Origin of the sequence: Caballeronia sp. LZ035 (genome assembly GCF_031451175.1) — a bacterium.
Classification (GTDB): Bacteria; Pseudomonadota; Gammaproteobacteria; order Burkholderiales; family Burkholderiaceae; genus Caballeronia.
On sequence record NZ_JARUXS010000004.1, the window covers coordinates 617,451 to 637,153 of the forward strand.

Here is a 19,703-nt window from a genome sequence, read left to right on the forward strand (position 1 = left end):
TCGCGCACGCCATGACATGCTCAAGGCCGGGGCACGCCTTCTTCCACCAGCAAGGCCACCGGCATCGCACCCAATGCGTCGCGCACGAAGAGTTGCGCGCCTTCGGCTTTCGGCGCATTCGGACTCAGCCAGTCGAACAGCGCACGCGAGTGCAGCGCTTCCGGCAGCACGATGGCCGTATCGCCCCAACGCTCTGCTGCGACCAGCGGAACGTCTGCATCTGCATCGAGCAAGGGCGCCGCAAGCCGCGTCGCGACGACAACTGCAAACGCGCTGCCCGCATGCCGCGCATAGGCAATCACCTGTCCGGCCTGTGCGCCCGTTACTTCGAGCGGAATGTACTCGCCCTGCGCGAACAGCGACTCGCAGTGCTTGCGCAACGCCAGCGCGCGCCGCACGACAGCCAGCTTCACGCGTCCGTCGCGCCAGTTGCCGATCTGTTCCGAAGGCGCGCCTTTCTCCTCGATTTCGGCAAGCCATGTGCGTCGCAAGTCGAAATCGACAGGCCGACGATTGTCCGGGTCCACGAGGCTGAAGTCCCATAGCTCGGTGCCCTGATACAGATCCGGCACGCCGGGCGCCGTCAGACGCAGGAGCGTCTGCTGGAAGCTGTTCACGGCGCCCAGCGGCCCGAGCCGGGCGACGAACGCGGACAGTTCCCGTAGAAAACCATTGCGCCTTTGCGGCGAGACGATATCGAACAGGAACTCCTTGCATGCCTGTTCATAGGCTTCATCCGGCGCGAACCAGCTGGTGCGCAGCTTGGCTTCGCGCAGCGCCTTCAATTGCCACTGTGCCACGCGTTCCGCCAGTTCATGAACGCCAGCTTCATCATCGGGTGCAAGGGTGAGCGGCCAGCAACCGACGAGCGTCTGATAGAGCATCGCTTCCGCGGCGGGTCCGGGCGCCCAGTCGTTGAGGTCGCCGGTTTCGGCCAGGCCGCCGTTCGCGCCGCGCCGTAGCGGCGTGTTCAGCGTGGACCATTGCCGCAGCGTCGCGGCCCATTCATCCGGGATCTCGCTCAGCGCCGCGATGCGGGCGCGTACGTCCTCACCGCGTTTGTGATCGTGCGTGGCGGTACACAACATCGCGTGAGGAAATGCGGCGAAACGTTCCTGGTTGCCCGCATGAAAATCCGCGACCGACAACGCGAACTCGCCCGGATCAGCGCCGACCTCATTGCGCGAGATGAGCCGGCCATAGCGATAACACGCCGTATCCTCGACCGCCTTCGCCGCCACTGGAGAGGTCAGTTGCGAGAACAAGGTCTGTGCGGCGCGGCGTTGAGAGCCGCTCGACGGCGGCTGCGCATTCTGTCCGGCCTGCGCCTGGCCTTGCGCTTGAGCATGATTTCGGTTGCGCTCCGCCGCGCGTTCCCGTCCACGCTCGCTGCGCTCGGCGCGCGGCTCTTGCGGCGCTTCGTCGGGCAGCTTGCCGCCGAGCCATTGCGCGACCTGATCGAGCACGACATGATCCGCGCTCGAGAGCGTCGCTCGCGCGGCGTCCAGCGCTTGCGAGAAGAAGCGTTCGTCTTCGGCGCTGCGCACGCTGCCCAGCGGATAGATGCGATACACCGGAAAGTGCACGACCAGTTCCGCGACCACGCGGCGAATCGACGTGAAGGCGAAATCACGCGTGTTCTGCGCGTCGCGCGCAATCCGGTGCAATGCGCGCGTCACGCGATCCAGTTCTGCCGCGAGGTTCTCCGCAAGAATCTTGCGGCGCGCGCTGAGCGCTTCTTCCGCAAAGCTCGCGCTCCTGCCCGTCAGTTCCGCCCAGAGTGCCGCGAGCGGTTCGGCGCCGGCCGGATCGTGCAGCAGCGCGCCGACGTCGTTCATGAAGTCATACCCGGTCGTGCCGTCCACTTGCCAGTCACGCCGCAGCGGTTCGCCGCGTCCGAGAATCTTCTCGACCACGAAGTAGGTATGGCCGTTGCCATGTCTCAATGCCTCGGGACGCGTGGCCGACAACTCTTCGAGCCGCGCGCGCAGACGCTGGCAATATTCGCGCGGCTCGGCGAGGCCGTCCACGTGATCGACGCGTACGCCATCGATCAGCCCTTCGGTGAAGAGCCGGAAGATCAGCGCATGCGAAGCCTCGAACACTTCGGGACGCTCGACGCGCACGCCGCCCAGCGTGCTCACGTCGAAGAAGCGCCGCCAGTTCACTTCATCGGCGGCCGTGCGCCACCAGGCCAGCCGGTAATGCTGTCGTTCCAGCAGGCGATGCAGCCGGTCGCGGCCCGCGGGCGTATCGGGCGAATGCGCGGCGAGAATGGCCTCGATCGCGGCCTTGCCACCTTCCGTTCCCGCAATCGTGACGAGGGCCGTGCGGGCATCGGCGGCGCGCGGCTGGTCGGCGGGTTGCGTCGTGAGACCGGCGAAGCGCTGCGCCAGTTCGGGCGCTTCCTGGAACACGGCCGGATAGTCGACCGGACACACCGGAAACACGTGCGAGTAATACGCGATCACGAAGCGCCCTTCATCCGCGCGATAGTCGAGCTTGATCTTGCCGCCCTGCAACTCGTCGCCATACGACGCGCCGAGGAACGGCGCAAGCACCTTGCCGCGCAACGCGGGGTCCGGCGAGTGCCAGTCCACATCGAAGAAGCGCGCGTGCGTCGCGTGCCGGCCCCATTCGAGAATGTCCTGCCACCACGCGTTTTCCGAGCCGCCCACGCCCATGTGGTTCGGCACGATATCGACGATGAGGCCCATGTCGTGCGCACGAAGCTTCTCGACGAAACGCCGCAGCGCGTCTTCGCCGCCGAGTTCGGGATTGATCCGCGTGTAATCGACGACGTCATAACCATGCGTCGAGCCGGCGGTGGCGGTCGTGATCGGCGACACATACGCATGGCTCACGCCGAGCGACGCGAAGTAGTCCACGAGCGCGGCGGCGTGATCGAGGGTGAAATCCTTGTGCAGCTGGAGCCTGAGCGTGGAGCGCGGAACGGTCATGGTGAGTCGGTCGGATTCGAAGTGGGTTCGTTCGGTTGGGCGGAACGCTTGCGCGCGGTATCGACGGCCAGCAGCCGGTCGGCAAAGGCGTCGTCCAGAAACAGTTCATCCACGGGCAGGGCCAGCCGCCGGCGCCAGTTCGGATGCTCGTCGATGGAACCGGGCAGGTTGGGCTGCTCCACCAGCGCCAGAAGGTCTTCGAGCGGATAGGTGACGAGCGGCGCGGGCGTCGCGGCGACGAAGGCCAGTGCCTCGTCCACCGGCGCGTTGTCGAGATCGGGCGCAGCGACGTCGGCGGGCGCAATGCCTGCGTCCTGGAACGCGCGCCACAAATGTTCGCGATCTTCACCACGCTCTTCCAGCGCTACTTCCACCGCATCGCGGCCGTCGGCGCGCGCCATTGTCTGGCCGATCTTCGAGCGCCACACGACGTCCTCGCCGCGCCACCATCCGGCGACCGTCGGCAGATCGTGCGTGGTGGTCGTCGCGGTGACGCCGCTGTCCCATTCGCGCGGCGGCTTGAAACCGGGTCCGCCCACTTCACGCTCGAACCACAGCACGCGAATGCCAAGCAGTCCATGTTCCTGCAAACGTTCGGTGAAACCAGGCGGCACCGTGCCAAGATCCTCGCCGACCACGATCGCGCGATGCCGCCACGATTCCAGCGCGATTAGCCGCAACAGGTCTTCCAGCGGATAGCGCAGATAGGCGCCGTCCTTCGCGCTCTCGCCTTCCGGCACGAGCCACAGGCGGCGCAAGCCGAGAATGTGATCGATCCGGATGCCGCCCGCGCATTTGAAGGCGCAGCGCAGCATGTCGATGAACGCGGAGAAGCCTTGCGTGCGCATCGCGCGCGGCGAAAACGTGGTGAGTCCCCACGACTGGCCCGCCTGATTGAACAGGTCGGGCGGCGCGCCCACGGAGACGCCGGTGAGCATTTCATCGCGATACGACCAGGCGTGACTGCCGGCGCTGTCGCAGCCCACGGCGAGATCGGCGACGAGTCCCACCGCCATGCCCGCATCGCGCGCGGCGTGCTGGGCATGCAGCAGCCCTTTCGCCGCAAGCCATTGCGTGAAGAGATGGAAGTTGACTTCCCGACGATTGGCGCGGGCGAACTCGGCAACCGCCTCGCTGCGCGGATCGCGCAACGCCTCGGGCCAGTTGCGCCAGTGGCCTTCGCCGTTCGCGGCGAGTTGCGCGGCCTGCAAGGCCTCGAAACGCGCGTGGTCTTCGAGCGGGCGTCCGCCTTCTTCGACGAACGTGGCGAAGTCCTTCGCGAAAGCGGAGTCGTGATCCTGCGAGAAGGTGTCGAACAGCGCACGAAGAATGGCGAGGCGCGCCTGGCTGGCGCGCGGCCAGTCGATCAGCGTCAGTGCTTCGAGCGCGCGGAGTTCATCGGCGAGACCGGCATGTTCGATGGCGGCGCGCACGGCGGGCGCGCCGAGCACGGCGGCGGGATCGACGTGCGCGACGTTGAGGAACAGCCGCGACGACGGCGAGTAAGGGCTGAACTTGTTCGGCTCGGCGCTGAACATCGCATGCATCGGGCTGATGGCGACGGCATGACCGCCGCGCCGGGCCGTTTGCGTGGCGAGCGCGGCAAGCGCGGTGAAGTCGCCGATGCCGCCGTCGCCGTTGCGGCGCAGGCCATAGACCTGGGCCGCGACGCCCCACAGCGGCGGCGCGTGTTCGGCGTCATCGGCGAGCGCGCGCCAGGCGTCGTCGATGGTGTAGCAGCGCGCGGGCGCGACGGCCAGCGTTGTGCGATGGTCGTTGATGACGAGCGTGTGATAGCCCGGCTCGGCGATGGGCGAGAGCAGCGCGGTCTCGCCCTTCGGCGACGTGAATCGCCCGTCGATCACGGCGCCGTTTTCGAGTTCGATGCGATAGCGCGCCCCCGACTTTGCCGCCGACACCGGCAGCGCGATGGCGCGGTCCACTTCGGCCGTGATGAGCGGCGGCAGTTTGCGGCCGCTCGTTTCGGCATCGATGGTGCTCATGCTCTGTTTGATCTGCGTGGCATTGCCGCAGGGCAGGCCGAGCTTTTCCAGCAGGATGCGCAGCGTCGTTTCGGGCACGCGCCGCATGGCCTTGTGCGCGTCCTGCCATTCGACCTCGAAGCCGGCGCGCGCCGCGAGGGTTTCGATGCTGCTCGGCGAACCGGGAGCGAATTTGTCGGCGGCGCTCACAGGCGTTTCCCCTCGGCCGACGCCGGTTCGAAGCGGCGCGCATCATGCGCGATTGCGTATTCGTTCACGTCGCCGGTCAGCCACGCGAGGAAGGTGCGGCCGCCGAGTTCGCCGTCGCGGCCGCGATCCTGCGCACGCGCGGGGGTCTCGAAGATCAGCTTGCCCTGGGGCGTCTCGCCGAGCGCGACAGGCGCTTCATCGAGGTTCAGTGCCACCGTCAGCGTTTGGCCGTCGCCGAGTTTCCAGCGCGCGATCAACGCCTTCTCGCCGAGCACTTGCGCGCCCAACGCCTTCGCTCCCTTCAGGCGCGGTGTGACGAGCTTCGCGCGCACCGTCAGCGCCGACCGGTAGAAGTGCAGCCAGGCGAGCCGGTCTTCCTCATCCTGTTTGTGGGTGGAATTGGCGGTGTTGCTGGTCGCATGAGGCGACGACATCTCGAAGGTCTTGATGTCGTTCGGATCGGGAATCTGCGCGCGGCGCTTTTCATCGCTGAACGCGGAGAACTTCGCAAACTCCTTGCGACGGCCTTCGCGCACTGCGTCGGCAAGCTGGTCGTGATAGTCGGTGAAGAACAGGAACGGCTGCGTCGAGCCGTATTGCTCCTCCATGAACAGCAGCGGAATCTGCGGCGAAAGCAGCAGCAGGCCCGTCGCCGCGTAGAGCGCTTCGTCGTCGGTCAGCGCGCGCAGACGGTCGCCCATCGCACGGTTGCCCACTTGATCATGGTTCTGCAGGAACATGACGAAGCGGGTTGGCGGCAGATGCGCGCTTTTCTCGCCGCGCGGCTTGCCGTCGTGAATCGGCGACGGATCGCCCTGATACGCGAAGCCTTCGGTGAGGATCCGCGCCAGCTTCTCGATGGGACGGTCGCTGTACGCGCCGTAGTAGCTCTCGCTCTCGCCCGTCAACAGCACGTGCAGCGTGTTGTGCGCGTCATCGTTCCATTGCGCTTCGAAGTGCGATTCCAGCAGGTTCGCGGTGTTGTGTTCGTTCTCCAGCACGAGATGCACATGCCGGCCAGACTCCACCGTACTGCGAATGCGTTGCGACAGCTCGCGCAGCCACTCGTCGTCGTTGATTGCATGCACCGCATCGAGGCGCAGGCCGTCGAAGCGATATTCGTTGAGCCAGTACAGGGCATTGTCGAAGAACAGGTCGCGCACCTGAGGCCGTTCGAAGTCGATCGCCGGTCCCCACGGCGTATGCACGCCTTCACGGAAGAAGGTCTTCGCGTACGCATCCAGGTAATTGCCGTCCGGGCCGAAGTGGTTGTAGACCACGTCGAGGAACACCATCAGACCCAATCCGTGCGCGGTATCGACCAGCTGCTTCAGTTCGTCAGGGCGGCCATACGACGAGTCCGGCGCGTACGGCAGCACGCCGTCATAGCCCCAGTTGCGGCTGCCGGAGAAGTCATTGAGCGGCATCAGTTCGATGGCCGTCACGCCCAGTTGCGCGAGTTCGGGCAGGCGCGCGGTGACGCCCGCATAGCCGCCCATTGCGCCGACGTGCAGTTCATACAGCACCGTCTCTTCCCAGGGCCGGCCATGCCAGTTCGTATGGGTCCAGCGATACGCGCGCGGGTCGATCACTTCGCTCGGGCCGTGCACATCCTCGGGTTGAAAGCGCGAGGCGGGATCGGGCACGGCCAGATCCTCGTCGAGCCGGTAGCGATACAGCGTGCCGGCACCGCCATCGGCTTCCGCTTCGAACCAGCCGTCGCCGGTGGGCTGCATGTCGATTCGCTCGGGCGTGCCGCCTGCGTGCTGGATCTCGACTTGAACGGACTCGCGCGACGGCGCCCAGAAACGAAAGCGCGTGCGCGGATGTTCGCGCGCTGCGCCCGTCAAATGAGCGCCGAAAGGAAGGCAATACGCATGGTGATGCTTGTGCGGATCGATCGGACGTTCGGACATGATGGCTTGCCTGGTTCTCGTGACTGCAATGCAGTGTGTTTCGACGATTTCCGCGCCCCTGCGCGGTCCGCGTGTCAATGGGACGGATCGGCGTCAGGCGCGCGTTGCGGGGACATCGTGCCGGGATCGGGCGGCAGTGCGGTCAGAAGACGCGGCCCCTGATGCGCGCCTGCCATCCATACCGCCTGCCAGTCCGCCTCGCCGGTGGGCTCGGCCAGCAGCACGACGATGCTGTGCGCGGCCACCTCCAGTTCGCTCCCCACGAGCGGCCGCGTGATCGCGTCGGGTTCCGCGCTATCGAGGAGCACATTCCATTCCAAGTGCGGCGCGGGCGGTGCAAAGGTGAGCGGCTGGGCCGATGCATTGAACATGAGCAGCAGCACGTCGATCTTGCCGTCGACGCCCGGCCCCGCGCGCCGCAGCGTCAGCGCGCGTCCTTCGGGATCCTGCCACGCCTCGATGGCAAGCGCGTTGCCGCGTTCGTCGAACCAGCTGACATCGTAGAGACCGGGGAGCACCTCACGATCGCCGTAGAGAAAGCGCGTTTCGCGCAGGACCGGGTAGTTTTTTCGCAGCGCAATAACCCGCGCGATGAACTCCGTCATCTCGGCGCCTTCCGGGCGCGCCGCCGCTGCCCAGTCGATCCACGAGATCTCGTTGTCCTGGCAGTAGGCGTTGTTGTTGCCGCGCTGGGTGCGGCCGAATTCGTCGCCGCCCAGCATCATCGGCGTGCCGAGCGAGAGCATGGTGGTGGCAATCATCGAACGCGCAAGACGGGCGCGGACATCAAGCAGGGTGGGGTCGTTGCTTGCGCCTTCCACGCCCCAGTTCGCGCTGCAGTTCTCGTTGTGACCGTCGTTGTTGCCTTCCTGGTTCGCTTCGTTGTGTTTTTGCGAATAGGCGGTGACATCGGCGAGCGTGAAGCCGTCGTGCGACGCCACGAAGTTGACCGACGCCCAGGGCTTGCGAAAGCGCCGGTTGAACAGTTCCGCCGAGCCCGTGAGCCGCGCGGCGAGATCCGGGCGCATGCCGGCGTCACCGCGCCAGAAGCGGCGCACGCCGTCGCGATACTTGTCGTTCCACTCCGCGAAACCGGGCGGATGGTTGCCGACCTGATAGCCGTCCGGTCCGATGTCCCACGGCTCGGAAATCAGCTTGCGGGTGGAGAGGATCGGATCCTGGCGGATGGCGTCGAAGAAGCCGGAGCCGGGATCGAAGCCATGACCTTCGCGGCCGAGCGTGACGCCGAGATCGAAACGGAAGCCGTCGATGTTGAACGCCGTGCTCCAGTAGCGCAGCGAGTCCATGACCATTTGCAGCACGCGCGGATGCGACAGGTTCACGGTATTGCCGCAGCCGGTCTCGTTGATGTAATGGCGTTCGTCGCCGGGAATCAGGCGGTAATAGCTGGCGTTGTCGAGGCCGCGCCACGAGACCGTCGGGCCGAGTTCGTTGCCTTCGCAGGTGTGGTTGTAGACGACGTCGAGGATCACTTCGATGCCTGCCGCGTGCAACTGGCGCACGGCGATGCGCATTTCGTTGAGCCGGTGGGTGGACAGATACGACGGCTCTGGCGCGAAGAACGCGGCGGTGTTGTAGCCCCAGTAATTCTTGAGGCCGCGTTCGACGAGAAAGCGGTCATTGAGGAACGCGTGTACTGGCAGGAATTCCACGGCCGTGATGCCCAGCTTCTGCAGATGTTCGATGAACCACGGCGACGAGAGCGCCGCGAACGAACCGCGTTCGTGCTGGCGGATATCGTCGCGCAGCATCGAGGTGCCGCGCACGTGCGTTTCGTAGATGATGGTTTCGCCCCATGGCGTGTCGGGGCGGACGTCGCGCGACCAGTCGAAGGCGTCGTCGGTGACGATGCACTTGGGCATGGCGGGGGCGGAATCGCGGCGGTCCATGGACATGTCGAGGCGATTCGAATGGACGCGATAGCCGAACAGCGCGTCCGACCAGCGCCAGGGGCCGACGAGTTTTTTCGCGTAGGGATCGAGCAGCAGCTTGTGCGGATTGAAGCGATGGCCGTGTTGCGGCTGATAGGGGCCGTGGGCGCGGAAGCCGTAGACGGTGCCCGGATGCGCGCCGGGGAGATAGCCGTGCCACACCTCGTCGGTGCATTCGGGCAGGTCGAAGCGCATCAGTTCTTTGCGGCCTGTGCTGTCGAAGAGGCACAGCTCGATGCGATGTGCGTTTGATGAGAACACCGCGAAGTTGACGCCTAGTCCATCCCAGTTGGCTCCGAGCGGATAGGGCGCGCCAGGGAGCAACTTGTCGGGAAGTGCATTTGCCATGTGCCCCGTCCTCGTTTTTTAGTTTCTGCCGGTTCGGCAGGGGTTAAGTTTATGCCTTTGTTTCGGTGCGGTTTTGGGTTGTGGGTTTGGGTTTCTTTACTGCTGATCGCAGGGGATTTGTCTGTTCGATAGCGCGCGGTTTGTGGTTCGCTGGTTTATGTTTGCTTGCGCTTCTATGGACGGTCTGTTGGCACTGCCCCTCCCCGGGGCGGGGTTCTTCGCTCTTGGCCGTCGCGTGGTTCTTTGTGCTTGCCATACGCTTCCATGGACTTCCCGCATTCACGTCGGTCTGTTGGCACTGGCCCTCCCCGGGGCGGGGTTCTTCGCTCTTGGCCGTCGCATGGTTCTTTGTGTCTGCCATACGCTTCCATGGACTTCCCGCATTCACGTCGGTCTATTAGCACTGCCCCTCCCCGGGGCGGGGGTAACTTTCTTTGCGGCTGCAAAGAAAGTCACCAAAGAAAGCAGCTTTTCTTCCCGCCCAAGGTCAAGTTACAGGCGCAGCACAGAACCTTGTTTTTGGCCCGGCACTAGCGAGTGCCCTCATAGGCCCAACCGGGCTTGGATCGCGGACCCACTGTGAAATCGCACCACTGAACAGACTGGTACAGCCCCTCAAAGCTCCGGCGCTGCGCTACGCGCCGCCGTCCGGTCCATCGGGTCTGCCGGTGCTTGCTTGCTGACCCATCAATCTCGGCTAACGCGTCCATCTCACTGTACCGCCCCGCCCCTCGTTGGTTTCCCTTGCATACCCTTCGGCAGCGCGTAGCGCTGGGCCGGCGCTTTCAATGGCTGCACCAGTCTGTTCAGTGGTGCGATTTCACGGTGGGTCCGCGATCCACGCCCGGTGAGGCCTATGAGGGCACTCGCTAGTGCCGGGCCAGTGAGGCAGTTCTGTGTCACGCCGCTAAGTGGACCTTGGGCGATAAGAAAGCTGCTTTCTTTGGTGACTTTCTTTGCAGCCGCAAAGAAAGTTACCCCCGCCCCGGGGAGGGGCAGTCCCAATAGACCGACATGAATGCAGGAAGTCCATAGAAGCACAAGCAAGCAGAAACAAACCAAGCGAAGGCCCAGAGCGAAGAGCCCCGCCCAACCCCCAATTTCTAATCGGCCCGCAAAACCACCGTCGCCAACGGCGGCAACGTCAACGCCGCCGACTGCCCCTTCCCGTGACTCGGATAGTCATCCGTATGAATGACCCCGCCATTCCCAAGATTCGAGCCTCCATAAACCGAAGCATCCGAATTGAACACTTCACTCCAGCGCCCAGCCCGCGGCATGCCGATCCGATAAGCCAGCCTGGGCACCGGCGTCATGTTGCAAACAACAACCAGATCGCGCCCCTCGGCATCCGTCCGCCGATACGCATACACACTGTTCCCATTGTCATCCCCGACGATCCATTCAAACCCGCGCGGATCGCTATCCAGCTTGTGCAACGCCGGCTCACCCGTATAAAGCAGATTCAAGTCGCGCACGCACTTCTGCAGCCCACCATGCAGCGTGTCATCGAGCAAATGCCAATGCGGCGATTCATCGTGATTGAACTCCGCAACCTGCCCGAACTCACCGCCCATGAACAACAGCTTCTTCCCCGGATGCGTCCACATGAAGCCAAAGTACGCGCGCAAATTGGCAAACTTCTGCCACCGATCCCCCGGCATCTTGCCAATCAACGAGCCCTTGCCATGCACCACTTCATCGTGCGACAACGGCAGCACAAAGCGCTCGGAATACGCATACACCATCCCGAACGTATAAAGATGATGGTGGTACTGGCGATAAACCGGGTCTTCCTCCATGTAATGCAACGTGTCGTGCATCCACCCCATGTTCCACTTGAAGTCGAAACCCAGTCCGCCGCTCTCGACGCTCGCCGTCACCCCAGGCCACGCTGTCGATTCTTCCGCAATCGTGATCGCACCAGGAATCTGCCGCACTTCATGATTGAGACGCTTGAGAAACGCAATGGATTCGAGATTCTCACGTCCACCATAAATGTTAGGCACCCATTCACCCGCCTTGCGCGAATAGTCCCGATACAACATCGATGCCACCGCGTCCACACGCAGCCCGTCGACGTGATAGCGCTTCAGCCACGCCAGACCCGATGCAAGCAGGAACGCGCTCACCTCGTTGCGTCCGAGGTTGTAGATCATCGTGTTCCAGTCCTGGTGATAGCCCTCGCGCGGATCCGCGTGCTCATAGAGCGGCGTGCCGTCGAACTGCACCAGTCCATGCGCATCGTTCGGAAAATGCGCCGGCACCCAGTCGATGATGACCCCCAGTCCCGCCTCGTGCGCGCGGTTCACGAACTCGGCGAACTGCTCCGGCGTGCCAAAGCGCGCTGAAGGTGCAAACTGCCCAAGCGGCTGATAACCCCACGAGCCCCCAAACGGATGCTCGGCGATCGGCATGAATTCGAGGTGCGTGAACCCCATGCCCTTCGCATACGGAATCAAACGCTCCGCCAGTTCATGCCAGTTCATGCCGCGATTGGCTTCCTCCGGCACGCGCAGCCACGATTCGGCATGCGCCTCATAGATCGTGATAGGCGACTGGGCCGTCTGCTTGCCGCCGCGTGAGGCCATCCAGTCGGAATCGGTCCACGCGTAATGTTCTATGGCATCCGCATCCGCAACCACCGAAGCCGTCGAAGGCGGCTTCTCGCTTTGCATCGCGCACGGGTCGGCCTTGAGCGGCAGCGTATGCCCGTCGCGCGTGACAATCTCGTACTTGTAGCGCGTGCCCGCGCCGATGCCCGGAATGAACAGTTCCCACACACCCGCGTTGTGACGCAGACGCATCGGATGACGGCGGCCGTCCCAGGTGTTGAAGTCGCCCACCACCGACACACGCCGTGCATTCGGCGCCCACACGGCAAAGCGCGCGCCCGCCACGTTGCCATGCGTGACCGGCCGTGAGCCCAGGCACTCGAGCACCGCATAGGGATCGGCGTGCGACAGACGCGTCAGCCATTCATCGGAGAGCGTGGGGCCGAAGGAATAGGCGTCGTGCGTTTCCTGCGGCGTGCCGTGCCAGTCGACCTTCAGGCGGTAAGCCGCAGGCCGTTCGACGAAGCCCGCATACAGTCCCGCGTCGTGAATCCGTGTCAGCGCGCCCAGATGCTCGCCGCTCGCCGCATCGACGACGCTCGCACCCGATGCGCCCGGCAGATAGGCGCGCACAACGTGGCCGACATCCGTCTGATGCATGCCGAGCATCGAGAAGGGGTCGGGATGGCGCGCGTCGACGAGCGCGTCGATATCGAGCGGATTGAGGCCGTGCGCCGGATTCCTGGTATCCGCCGGATCGCTACGATTGTTCATGGTGGGTTCCATCCGGATTGTCCTTGGTTGCTCCGTACACAGGTCGCGTGCCAGGTGCGGGCGGTTCGCCCGTGTCGCCCAGCAGGCGGCTCGCGAGCGACGCGAGACCCCGCAACGGAAGGCCGATCCAGGTCGGCCGGTTCGCTGCTTCGTAGCGGATTTCGTAGGCGGCCTTCTCGATCAGGAAGAGATCGAGCAAGGGTTCGAAGACATCTTCAGCCGCGATCTGTTCAGGCGACGCGGCGATGGCTTCCATGTACTCGCGCAAGAAGCTTTCCTCGGCAATCGCCCGCAGCCGTTCGAACAACGCGCGCTTGCGGTCCGCAGTCAACGCCGGCGCCACTTCCGTGGTCGACTGCGCCGCAGCGCTCGCATACGACAGCGAACGCATCAGGCCAGCCACGTCGCGCAGCGGGCTCGTCTTCCTGCGGCGCTCGTCCAGCGCGCGCGCCGGTTCGCCCTCGAAGTCGATCAGATACGCATCGCCCTGCGCCATCAGCACCTGACCCAGGTGGAAGTCGCCGTGAATGCGAATGCACAGTGCATCAGCGGACGGCGCAACCAGCTTCTTCACGGCCTCGATCAGCATGTCGCGCCGGTCCAGCAGGCTCTGCGCAAGGAACGCGTCGTGTTCGTTGAACTCGCCGATCTTCTGCGCCACGATATCCAGCGCCGATTCCAGCAGCTTCAGCGTGCCGTCCCTCCAGTTCTTCACGTCTTCCTCACTGGCGCGCTGCGGGGCGAACGCCGCGTCGTCAGTGGGACTCGCGAGCGCGACGTGCAGTTCGCCCAGCCGTTTGCCAATCACGCCCGCGATGTTCGCGTAGCCGGTGAAGCCCTCGGCCTGTGCATCGCGTTCCTGGGTGTTCTCGTCGTTTTCGACGACCACAGCCAGTTCATCGACCGTGCGGCGCAGATAGTCGAGCGCGTAGTTCCACGCATCGCCCTGGTTGTCGATGAAGCCCTGCAGGATCACGAGCGTATGCGGCACGCCTTCCGGATCGACGCGCACCACTTCGCCAAACAGCGGCCCCGTGTTCGCATAGCCGAGGCTCGTCAGATAGCGGCTCATCTCCGCTTCCGGATGAATGCCGCCGACCACGCGCCGCACCAGCTTGAGCACGACGGTATCGCCGACCACGAGCGAGCTGTTGCTCTGCTCGGCCGCGAGCCAGCGGATTTCCGGCGGCTGGGCCGGATTGAAGTCGAGCTGGTCGAGGCGTTCCGTCGGCAGGAAGCGGATCTCGCTCTTCTGCACGGTGGGCACGACCGCGCGTTCCTTGAGCTTGCGCAGCACGCCGTAGGCGAATTGCGGCACCGAGAACGCGTCGGTCAAATGGCCGATGTTGCGATTGCGGCGCACGCGCGCCAGCGCCAGCTGCATGTACAGCGGCGAGGTGGTTTCCGTGCCCCATGCAATCGACAGCGGCAGCACATAGCGTTCGCAGTGATCGCCGACATCGGCTTCGATTTCGGTGAAGGCAAAGCCCGCGTTCTCGATCGTCGTCAACGCGGCGAGGCGCACCGCATGCAGCTTCTGATCCTTCGACGCAAACCAGCGGCGCTTGCTCAGATAACTCGGCAACACTTCGGATTCGAGCAGGCGCACGTTCTCGGGCGTCGGTCCGGTCTGGCCGGCGCGGATCACCATCGTGACGAATTCCGGCAACTGCTCGGACGGCGCCTGCGCCCACGCGGGCCGCATGTTGCCCGGGCACAGCTGGAACCACAAGAAGCCATACGGCGGGAAGGTCAGCAGATAGGTCAGCTGGCCGATCGGCGGGAACGGCGAGTCGGCGGTCATTTCCAGCGGCACCGAGCCAGCGAACTCCGACAGGTCCAGCTCCACCGCCTGCGGCGCGCGCGAGAGGTTGGCCACGCACAGGATCGGCGGCTCGCCTTCGAGTTCACGAACATACGCGAGGATCTTGCGGTTCGCGGGCCGCAGGAAACGGATCGTGCCGCGCCCGAACGCATGTTTCGAGCGCCGCACCGCGAGCATCTTGCGCGTCCAGTTCAGCAGCGAGTGCGGATCGCGGCTCTGCGATTCCACGTTGACCGCGTCATAGCCATAGAGCGAGCCCATCACGGGCGGCAGCACCAGTTGTTCGGGATCGGCGCGCGAGAAACCACCGTTGCGGTCCGACGACCATTGCATCGGCGTGCGCACGCCATCACGGTCGCCCAGGTGGATGTTGTCGCCCATGCCGAGCTCGTCGCCGTAATAGATGACTGGCGTGCCCGGCATCGAGAGCAGCAGCGAGTTGATCAGTTCGATACGCCGACGGTCGCGTTCCATCAGCGGCGCGAGCCGGCGGCGAATGCCGAGGTTCAAACGCGCGCGACGGTCGCTCGCATAGGTGTTCCACAGGTAATCGCGCTCGGAGTCCGTGACCATTTCGAGCGTGAGTTCATCGTGATTGCGCAGGAAGATCGCCCATTGATTGGTCTCGGCGAGGTCCGGCGTCTGCCGCATGATGTCGGTGATCGGGAAGCGGTCTTCACTCGCAATCGACATGTAGATGCGCGGCATCAATGGGAAGTGGAACGCCATGTGGCATTCGTCTTCATCGCCGAAGTATTCCTTCACGTCCTCCGGCCACTGGTTCGCTTCCGCGAGCAGCATCCGGTTCGGATACTCGGCGTCGATGGTCGCGCGGATCTTCTTCAGGATGTCGTGCGTTTCCGGCAGGTTTTCGTTGTTCGTGCCTTCGCGTTCGACCAGGTAAGGCACCGCGTCCAGCCGCAGGCCGTCGATACCCATGTCGAGCCAGAAGCGCATCACCGAAAGCACTTCCTTCAGGACCGCTGGATTATCGAAGTTGAGGTCCGGCTGGTGCGAATAGAAACGGTGCCAGTAGTACTGGCCCGCGACCGGATCATGCGTCCAGTTCGACGGCTCCGAATCGATGAAGATGATGCGCGTCTCTTCGTACTTCTTGTCCGTGTCGGACCAGACGTAGTAGTTGCGGTGCGCCGAGCCGGGCTTCGCATGGCGCGCGCGCTGAAACCACGGATGCTGGTCCGACGTATGGTTGATAACCAGTTCGGTGATCACGCGAATGCCGCGTGCGTGCGCTTCCTGGATGAAGCGCTTGACGTCCGCGATCGTGCCGTAGTCCGGATGCACGTTGCGGTAGTCGGCGATGTCGTAGCCATCGTCGCGACGCGGCGACGGATAGAACGGCAACAGCCAGATTGCATCGACGCCCAGCTCCGCGATGTAGTCGAGCTTCGCGAGCAGGCCGGGAAAATCGCCGATGCCGTCGTTGTTCGCATCGAAGAATGACTTGATGTGAACCTGATACATGATCGCGTCTTTGTACCAGAGCGGATCGTCGTTGAGAATCGACGCCTTCTTGTTGCGCTTCACCCTTGTATCCACGGTTTCGCTCCAATGTTCTGTCGGGCCCGCCGATATCGGTTCGCCCTTGTTTCTGGTGTGCTCTCTCGCTGCTGCTGTCTGTGCCTTACGGGTTCATGCCGCCGTGTCCGGCTGAGGTTTCGGCAGGCCCCAGGTCGGCGCGATGCGCCATATCGCGAACGGCAGCGAATGCGGATTGAGCCGCACGTGCTGACGCCGACCGCGCCATTCAAAACGTTCCCCCGTCACCTGGTCTTCCACGCTCACGGCGTCCCATTCGCGCACGCCCCAGGCTTCGAGGGTCTGCCACGGCAGTTCGATGTCCGCACCCTGTTCGTTGAATGGATCGAGATTGATCGCGACCAGCACGACGTTGTCGCGCGCCGCGTTTGCCTTCTCGAAGAACAGGATGTTGTCGTTATGCGCAGGCAAAAAGTTGATGCCGAGATGCGACTGCAACGCGGGGTTCGCGCGGCGGATGCGATTCAACGCCGTAATCTCGGTGACGATGTTGCCGGGCCGGTTCCAGTCCCACGCACGCAGCTCGTACTTCTCGGAGTTCAGATACTCCTCGCTGTTCGGCAGCGCGGCGGACTCGCACAGTTCGAAGCCGCTGTACACGCCCCACAGGCCGGACAAGGTGGCGGCCAGCGCCGCGCGGATCACAAAGCCCGGCCGTCCCGAGCTTTGCAGGAAGCGCGGGTTGATGTCCGGCGTGTTCACGAAGAAGTTCGGACGGAAGAATTCCTTTGCATCGGTCTGCGTGAGGTCGTGCATGTACTCGATGAAGTCGCGCTTGCTCTCGCGCCACGTGAAGTACGTGTACGACTGCGAGAAGCCGAGCTTCGCCAACCGGTTCATCACGCGCGGCCGTGTGAAGGCTTCCGCGAGGAAGATCACGTCGGGATGGCGCGCGCGGACGTCGCCGATCACCCATTCCCAGAACGGGAAGGGCTTGGTGTGCGGATTGTCGATGCGGAAAATGCGCACGCCCGCGTCGATCCAGTGCAGGAACACGTCGCGCAGCGAAGTCCACAGCTCAGGCTTCGCGTCCTGTGCATAGAAGTCCGGGTTCACGATGTCCTGATACTTCTTCGGCGGGTTCTCCGCGTAACGCAGCGTGCCGTCCGGACGCCATGCGAACCACGTCGGATGCTCCTTCAGCCACGGATGATCGGGCGAGCATTGCACCGCGAAGTCGAGCGCGATCTCCAGACCATGTTCATGCGCGGCTTCGAGCATGCGCTTGAAGTCATCGAGATTGCCGAGTTCCGGATGCACCGCCGTGTGTCCGCCTTCCTTGCCGCCGATGGCATACGGACTGCCCACGTCGCCCGGCTCGGCCGTCAGCGTGTTGTTCTTGCCCTTGCGGTTCGCCACGCCGATCGGATGGATCGGCGGAAAGTAGAGCACGTCGAAGCCCATCTCGCGGATGCGCGGCAGCTTGCCGATCACGTCGATGAACGTGCCGTGACGGTTCACGTCGTCGCTCATCGAACGCGGAAAGATCTCGTACCAGCTCGCGAAGCGCGCGGCGGCGCGTTCGGCGTCCACGCGATACACCACCGGATCGCGCGACAGGAACGGCCGGTGCCGCGCCGCCGCCACGGCCTTCGCGGTCGCGGGTGCAAGCACCAGTTCCAGCTTGCGCGCGTCGTTGGCCTTGGTGAATTCCTTGACGATGGCGTCGAGCGGCGCGCTATTGGAGTCGGCGTCGTCGGCGGTCTTGACTTCAGCGAGGATCAGCGCGAACAGATGCTTCGCTTCCTCCACTTCGAGTTCTACAGTCTGCCCGGCCTTCAGCTTCTTCTGCATGTGATCGACCAGCGACGCGTAGTCGTCGCGCCACGCCATCACGACGAACTCGTGACGGCCCACGCGTTCCAGCGGAATGCGCGCGCTCCACAAGTCGAGGCCGGCGGGCTGCACGGCGGTCATCGGCGCTTCGTGCCAGTCGGTTTCATCGGCGGCGCGCCATTGCACCGAGGCGGCGATCTTGTCGTGACCTTCGGCGAAGATCGCGGCCTGCACTTCCAGCGCCTCGCCGACAATGCGCTTCGCCGGGAAGCGTCCGTGATCGACCGAAGGCGTGACGCTTTCGATCGACACGCGCGGCGCGGCGATGGCCTCGGCCACCGATTTCTTGTCAGCGGCCTTCGCACCGCGCTTGACCTGCGGTTGCGCGAGCAGGATGAAGGGCTCGGCTTCAGCGCGGAACAGGCGCACTTCGCCCGCGTGCAGCGTGAACGGCGCGAGGCGTTCAGCCTGGCCGAGCGTATCGTCGATCGGCGCGAAACGCGTGTAATTGCCCGGCACCGATTCGAGCAGATGCAGCGTATCCACCTGCACCGGCGCGACGAGATCGGGGTTGAACACCGCCAGCACGGCGCCTTCGCTGCGCCGCAGATCGCCGCCGTCGGCACGGATCAGCGCGGCGTAGGGCGTGCCCGCGCCGGTCAGCGAGCGCAGTTCGCCGACGCTCGACAGCGTGGCCACGTTGCGTTGCAGGTCATTGGCGCGGCGGATGCGCGCCGTCAGGTCGATGCGCTTCTCGCTCGTCGCGCGCGCGTACTCAGCCGCGACGCCATACTGCGGCGACAACGGCAGGCCGATGCCGTATTCGAAGCCCATCGGCACCATCCAGCCCGTGCCGAGCGCGGCGGCGGTGTCGAGCACGCGCGTGTAGGCGCGTTCGAGCAGCGCGGTGTCGCTGGTATCGGTCAGGTCGCCGATGAAGCGCGTGCCGAACGGATCTTCCGGAAACGCGACCGGCGACGCGATGCGCGCGAGTGCCGCATGTTCGTCGAACAGCCAGGCGCTCTTGAAGTCCCACCAGCGGGTCGAGGTGAACACGGCGTCGAAGGCGGCATCGGAGAGGCCGTGCAGGTCGTGACGCGTGACGCCGACCGTCCACGCAAGCCAGCGCGACTCCGGATGCTTTTCGCGGACCGCCGCGCCGAGGCGCCGCCACACGTGCGCGGGCACGGCGTGCGGCGCATCGAAACGAAAGCCGCCGACGCCTGCATCGGAGATCTGGTTCAGCTCACGCGCCCACCATTCGGTCAGGCGGTCCGCGGCTTCACCATTCGAGAAGTCGGCTGAAGCGACGTCGCGCTTGCGCGGCGGCATGCGCGGATCGAGACGCGCATCGGCGCTTTCGAACGGCTGGAACCAATGCTTGTTGTCCTGATACAGGCCGCCTTCGGCGCTGACGCGGTCGATCACGATATCGACCAGCAGCGTGAGTTCGTGCTTCTTCGCGGCGGCGGCGAGCTGGCCCAGACCTTCAGCCGAGCTGCCGGCGAACTCGAACACGGGGTGCAGCCGGTGATGATCGGCAACGGCCTCGCGATGCCCGTTGCTGCCGGGCACGAACGGCGAGCCGATCAGGACGTGATCGAAGCCGAGCGAGGCCGCGTGCTCGAACTGGGCCGACCACTTGGCAAGCGGGCCGACGAGCAGGGGATCGATGAAGTAGATTCGCGGCGCGTACGCATGATGAGCTTGATGGTTTTCCATCGTTCGTATTTTCCAGAGTCGTCCTGCGGTGGCGGGGATGCGGACTTCGATCGCGATCGCGCTCACGGGCCAGCTCAAGGGCCAAACGGCTGAAGAGCCGGTCCGCACGTTCCGGCGCATGGC

7 protein-coding genes are annotated in these 19,703 nt (G+C 64.5%); all 7 read right to left on the reverse strand.

Going from position 1 to position 19,703, the window contains the following annotated elements; all coding sequences use genetic code 11:
* Positions 1-20: 20 nt before the first annotated feature.
* The 7 genes from treY to QCE88_RS33205 all read right to left on the reverse strand — a co-directional run bounded on the left by treY (position 21) and on the right by QCE88_RS33205 (position 19,580).
* Positions 21-2,960: a malto-oligosyltrehalose synthase gene (gene treY, locus QCE88_RS33175; RefSeq protein WP_309909581.1), complete on the reverse strand. Its 2,940-nt coding sequence runs from the start codon at positions 2,958-2,960 to the stop codon at positions 21-23.
* On the reverse strand, positions 2,957-5,152 hold the full coding sequence (malQ, locus tag QCE88_RS33180) for a 4-alpha-glucanotransferase (RefSeq protein WP_309909582.1): 2,196 nt from the start codon (positions 5,150-5,152) through the stop codon (positions 2,957-2,959). Before malQ ends, treY begins: the two co-directional genes overlap by 4 nt.
* Positions 5,149-7,068 carry a malto-oligosyltrehalose trehalohydrolase gene (gene treZ, locus QCE88_RS33185; RefSeq protein ID WP_309909584.1) on the reverse strand — a complete coding sequence of 640 codons (1,920 nt, stop codon included), beginning with the start codon at positions 7,066-7,068 and terminating at the stop codon, positions 5,149-5,151. The genes malQ and treZ overlap by 4 nt, the downstream gene beginning before the upstream one ends.
* Positions 7,069-7,142: 74 nt before the next feature.
* Positions 7,143-9,368 (reverse strand): glycogen debranching protein GlgX, encoded by a 2,226-nt coding sequence (gene glgX / locus QCE88_RS33190; RefSeq protein ID WP_309909585.1) that lies wholly within the window; start codon positions 9,366-9,368, stop codon positions 7,143-7,145.
* Between the two features lie 1,103 nt (positions 9,369-10,471).
* Positions 10,472-12,697: a 1,4-alpha-glucan branching protein GlgB gene (gene glgB, locus QCE88_RS33195; protein WP_309909586.1), complete on the reverse strand. Its 2,226-nt coding sequence runs from the start codon at positions 12,695-12,697 to the stop codon at positions 10,472-10,474.
* Positions 12,684-16,007: a maltose alpha-D-glucosyltransferase gene (gene treS, locus QCE88_RS33200; protein WP_409018296.1), complete on the reverse strand. Its 3,324-nt coding sequence runs from the start codon at positions 16,005-16,007 to the stop codon at positions 12,684-12,686. Before treS ends, glgB begins: the two co-directional genes overlap by 14 nt.
* Positions 16,008-16,175: 168 nt before the next feature.
* Positions 16,176-19,580 carry a maltotransferase domain-containing protein gene (locus QCE88_RS33205; RefSeq protein ID WP_309909587.1) on the reverse strand — a complete coding sequence of 1,135 codons (3,405 nt, stop codon included), beginning with the start codon at positions 19,578-19,580 and terminating at the stop codon, positions 16,176-16,178.
* Positions 19,581-19,703 lie beyond the last annotated feature (123 nt).